Origin of the sequence: Pseudoxanthobacter sp., assembly GCF_036822375.1 — a bacterium.
GTDB lineage: Bacteria > Pseudomonadota > Alphaproteobacteria > Rhizobiales > Segnochrobactraceae > Pseudoxanthobacter.
Genome location: NZ_DAISHT010000259.1, coordinates 1 through 4,292 on the forward strand (window position 1 = coordinate 1; position 4,292 = coordinate 4,292).

The 4,292-nt window shown below is 70.5% G+C and carries 3 protein-coding genes; 2 read left to right on the forward strand and 1 reads right to left on the reverse strand.

Annotated features, from left to right (window positions below):
• Positions 1 to 126: 126 nt before the first annotated feature.
• Complete coding sequence (dapD, locus tag V7067_RS16000; RefSeq protein WP_334176897.1) at positions 127 to 978, reverse strand: 2,3,4,5-tetrahydropyridine-2,6-dicarboxylate N-succinyltransferase; 852 nt, start codon at positions 976 to 978, stop codon at positions 127 to 129.
• 255 nt (positions 979 to 1,233) lie between these two features.
• Here dapD and V7067_RS16005 point away from each other — a divergent pair, with 255 nt between their 5' ends.
• Together V7067_RS16005 and ffh are read left to right on the forward strand one after the other, a co-directional pair.
• A complete protein-coding gene (locus V7067_RS16005) occupies positions 1,234 to 2,640 on the forward strand; it encodes an MFS transporter (RefSeq protein WP_334176898.1) in 1,407 nt (468 codons plus the stop codon).
• 173 nt (positions 2,641 to 2,813) lie between these two features.
• The coding region (gene ffh, locus V7067_RS16010) for a signal recognition particle protein (RefSeq protein WP_334176899.1) at positions 2,814 to 4,292 on the forward strand (1,479 nt) is incomplete at its 3' end.

Below are 4,292 nucleotides of genomic sequence, written 5' to 3' on the forward strand. Positions count from 1 at the left end.
GAGCATTTCGGGCCGCCACGGCATGCCCTTTTAGCCGGGCGGTCCACGAAGACGGGGCGGCTTCTATCACCCCTTCGGCCAAATGGCAATTTGGCCGGGCAAAGAATCCGCCCCGGCGGCCGCCGCTCAGTCGCGCAGCAGCTCGTTGATGGAGGTCTTGGAGCGGGTGCGCTCGTCGACGCGCTTGACGATGACCGCGCAGGACAGCGCCGGGCCGGGGGTGCCGTCCGGCAGCGGCTTGCCGGGCAGGGTGCCGGGCACGACCACCGAATAGGGCGGCACGCGGCCGACGAACACTTCGCCGGTCTCGCGGTCGACGATCTTGGTGGAGGCCCCGAGGAACACGCCCATGGACAGCACCGCGCCGCGGCCCACCACCACGCCCTCGGCCACCTCGGAGCGCGCGCCGATGAAGCAGTCGTCCTCGATGATCACCGGGCCGGCCTGCAGCGGCTCCAGCACGCCGCCGATGCCGACGCCGCCGGAGATGTGGCAGTTGCGGCCGATCTGGGCGCACGAACCGATGGTCACCCAGGTATCCACCATCGTGCCCTCGGCCACATAGGCGCCGAGATTGACGAACGACGGCATCAGCACCACGCCCGGCGCGATATAGGCGGAGCGCCGCACGATGGCGCCCGGCACGGCGCGGAAGCCGGCCTGCGTGAACGCCTTGGCGCCCCAGCCGTCGAACTTGGAGGGCACCTTGTCCCACCACACCGCCTGCCCCGGGCCGCCGGGAATGACGGCCATCGGATTGAGGCGGAACGACAGCAGCACCGCCTTTTTGACCCACTGATGCACGGTCCAGCCGCTGTCGTCCTGCGAGGCGACGCGCACGGCGCCGTCGTCCAGAAGCGCAAGGGTGGTCTCCACGGCATCGCGCACCGGCCCGCGGGTGGCGGCGTCGATGGCGGCGCGGTCCTCCCATGCGGCCTCGATCGCGGCGGAAAGTTCGGCGGTGTCGATGGCGGTCATATCGGCAAAGATCCTGCTTGGTGGCGCCCGGGAGGCGCTCCGGTCATCCGGGTGCGGCGGGGCCGCGAGGGGAACGGCGCGCGCCGGGGAAATTTGCGCGCGACGATATCGGCCCGTGCCCCCCTGTCAACCGCTGCCGGCCGGGCCGCCGCTTTTCGCCGCCGGCCTGTGCCGGCGCGCCGCAACCCTTGCGCCGTGACCCGTCCTCGTGCACGGAAGGGGTCCGTCCTCCCCCAACGGCATCGGAACCCTGCCATGTCGCAGCCGGATATGGTCGCCGCCTCCGCCGCCGGACAGTGGCCGGGCCGCAGGGCGGTCGTTGCGTGGGTGCTGTTCGACTGCGCCACCCAGCCGTTCTTCTCGCTGGTGATGACCTTCGTCATTCCGGCCTATTTCGCCACCGCCGTCGTGGGCGACGGGGTGCGCGGGCAGGCCCTGTGGGGCTATGCGACCAGCGTTGCCGGCGTGCTGCTGGCGCTGGGCGCACCCGTTCTCGGCGCACTGGCCGATGCCGGCGGCCGGCTGAAGCCGTGGATCGCGCTGACCTCGCTGCCCCTCGTCGCCGGCAGCGCCATGCTGTGGTTCGCCGCCCCCGGTGCGCCCCATGCGGTTGCCATCGCCCTTGCCGGCTATGTGCTGGGCACGCTCGGGGCGGAATTCGCCACCGTCTTCAACAATGCCATGCTGCCGTCGATGGTGCCGCCGGAGCGGATCGGCCGGCTTTCCGGCGCCGGCTGGGCGGCGGGCTATGCGGTTGGGGTGGCGGTGGTTCTGGCCTGCTTCGCGCTCTTCATCGCCTCGCCGGAAACCGGACGCACGCTGATCGGCATCCGCCCGCTGTTCGGCCTCGATCCGGCCCTGCACGAGGGCGAGCGGCTGACCGGCCCGCTTTCGGCGGTCTGGTATCTGGTGGTGGTGGCGCCGCTGTTCCTGTTCGTGCCGGAGCGCCGGGCCCCGGCCGGGGCCGTGCGCGGCCGCGCCGCGGCCGGACTGAAGCGGCTCGCCGCCGCCCTCGCCCTGCTGCCGCGCGAGAAGGCGATGGCCCGCTTTCTTCTGGCTCAGATGCTCTACAGCGACGGCCTGATCGCGCTTTTTGCGCTCGGCACGCTCTATGGTGCGGGCCAGTTCGGCTGGGGCGATACGGAACTCGGCATTTTCGGCCTCTCCCTCAGCGTGTTCGCCGCCCTTGGCGCGGTGGCCGGCGGCCGGCTGGACGACCGCTTCGGGCCGAAGCCGGTGATCGCCGGCACGCTGGCGGTGCTGATCGTGGCCGCCTTCATTCTTGTTTCGGTCGGCCGCACGCACATCCTGTTCGTTGTGGCCGCCGCCCCGCCCCTGCCCGGCCAGGGCCTGTTCGCCAGCCTGCCGGAGCGCGTGTTCATGGCGGTGGCCATCGTCATCGGCCTTGCCGTCGGCCCGCTGCAATCGGCCTCGCGCACGCTGCTGGTGGCGCTGGCGCCGCCGAAGGAGATCGCCGCCTTCTTCGGCCTCTATGCCTTCACCGGCAAGCTGACGAGCTTTGCCGCACCGCTGGCGGTGGCGGTCGTGACCAGCCTCACCGCCAGCCAGCAGGCCGGTTTCGCCGCCGTTCCGCTGTTCTTTGCTGCCGGCCTCTGGCTCATGGCCGGCGTGCCGGCGCGCGGAAACGGCGGAAACGCTTGACTCAGCACCCCGCCCGCCCTTAAAAACCGCCCCATCTTCGATCGTGTCGAGGACCGCCCCCGCGCCGACCGGGCCCCGAGAGCCCGGAGGTCAACGCCCGCCAGCGATATTCGCCCGCGGGCGCGATTTGCGTTGCGCGGTGGTTTTCGGCCGGAACTGTTTCGGGAACGCGCATGTTCGAGAGCCTTTCGGACCGCCTGAGCGGCATCTTCGATGCCCTGACGCGCCGTGGCGCCCTCAGCGAGAGCGACGTGGACGCGGCGCTGCGCGAGGTTCGCCGCGCGCTGCTCGAAGCGGACGTGGCGCTGGACGTGGTGCGCTCGTTCACCGACAAGGTGCGTTCCCGCGCCATCGGCGCGGAGGTGGTGAAGTCCGTCACCCCCGGGCAGATGGTGGTCAAGATCGTCCACGACCAGCTCGTGGAAATGCTGGGCTCCGATGCCCAGCCGATCGACCTCAACGCCGCTCCGCCGTTCGCCATCATGATGGTCGGCCTGCAGGGCTCGGGCAAGACCACCACCACCGCCAAGATCGCCCGCCGCCTGACCCTGCGCGACAAGCGCAAGGTGCTGATGGCCTCGCTCGATACCCGCCGCCCGGCGGCGCAGGAGCAGCTGCGCGTGCTGGGCGAGCAGAACGCCATCGACACCCTGCCCGTCATCGCCGGCCAGTCGCCGACCCAGATCGCCGAGCGCGCCATGATGGCCGCCCGCCTCGGCGGTTATGACGTGGTGATGCTGGATACCGCCGGCCGCCTGCATATCGACGAGCCGCTGATGCACGAGATGGCGGAGATCCGCCGCATCTCGTCGCCGCACGAAGTGCTGCTCGTCGCCGACAGCCTGACCGGTCAGGATGCGGTGACGGTGGCGCGCGCCTTCGACGAGCGCGTCGGCATCACCGGCATCGTGCTGACGCGCGCCGACGGCGACGGCCGCGGCGGTGCGGCGCTGTCCATGCGCGCCGTCACCGGCAAGCCGATCAAGCTCATCGGCACGGGCGAAAAATCCGACGCGCTGGAGGATTTCGATCCCTCGCGCATCGCCGGCCGCATCCTGGGCATGGGCGATATCGTCAGCCTGGTGGAAAAGGCGGCGCAGACGGTCGATGCCGACAAGGCCGCCAAAATCGCCGGCAAGCTGGCCAAGGGCGAATTCGACCTCGACGATCTGGCCGAACAGCTCGGCCAGATGCTGAAGCTCGGCGGCATGTCCGGCATCATGGGCATGATGCCCGGCATCGCCAAGATGAAGAACCAGATCGCCGCCTCCGGGTTCGACGACCGCATGATCCGGCGCCAGATCGCCATCGTGTACTCGATGACGCCGGACGAGCGCCGCAAGCCCGACATCCTGAAGGCCAGCCGCAAGAAGCGCATCGCCGCCGGTTCCGGCACCCGCGTGGAAGAAGTGAACAAGCTTCTGAAGATGCACCGCGGCATGGCCGACATGATGAAGCTGATGGGCAAGAAGAAGGGCGGCCTGCTCGGCGGCCTCGGCAGCCTGATGGGCGGCGGACCGAAGATGGATCCGGCCGCGCTTGAGGAAATGGCCCGCAGCATGGGCAAGGGCGGGCTGCCCGGCGGCCTTCCCGGTGGCCTGCCCGGCCTGCCGAAGGGGCTTGCAGGCGGTCTGCCGGGTGGTCTGCCGGGT

Bases quoted from the DNA above. Each gene is read 5' to 3' on its own strand.
- dapD (WP_334176897.1), bottom strand. From the start codon at position 978: ATGACCGCCATCGACACCGCCGAACTTTCCGCCGCGATCGAGGCCGCA.
- V7067_RS16005 (WP_334176898.1), top strand. From the start codon at position 1,234: ATGTCGCAGCCGGATATGGTCGCCGCCTCCGCCGCCGGACAGTGGCCG.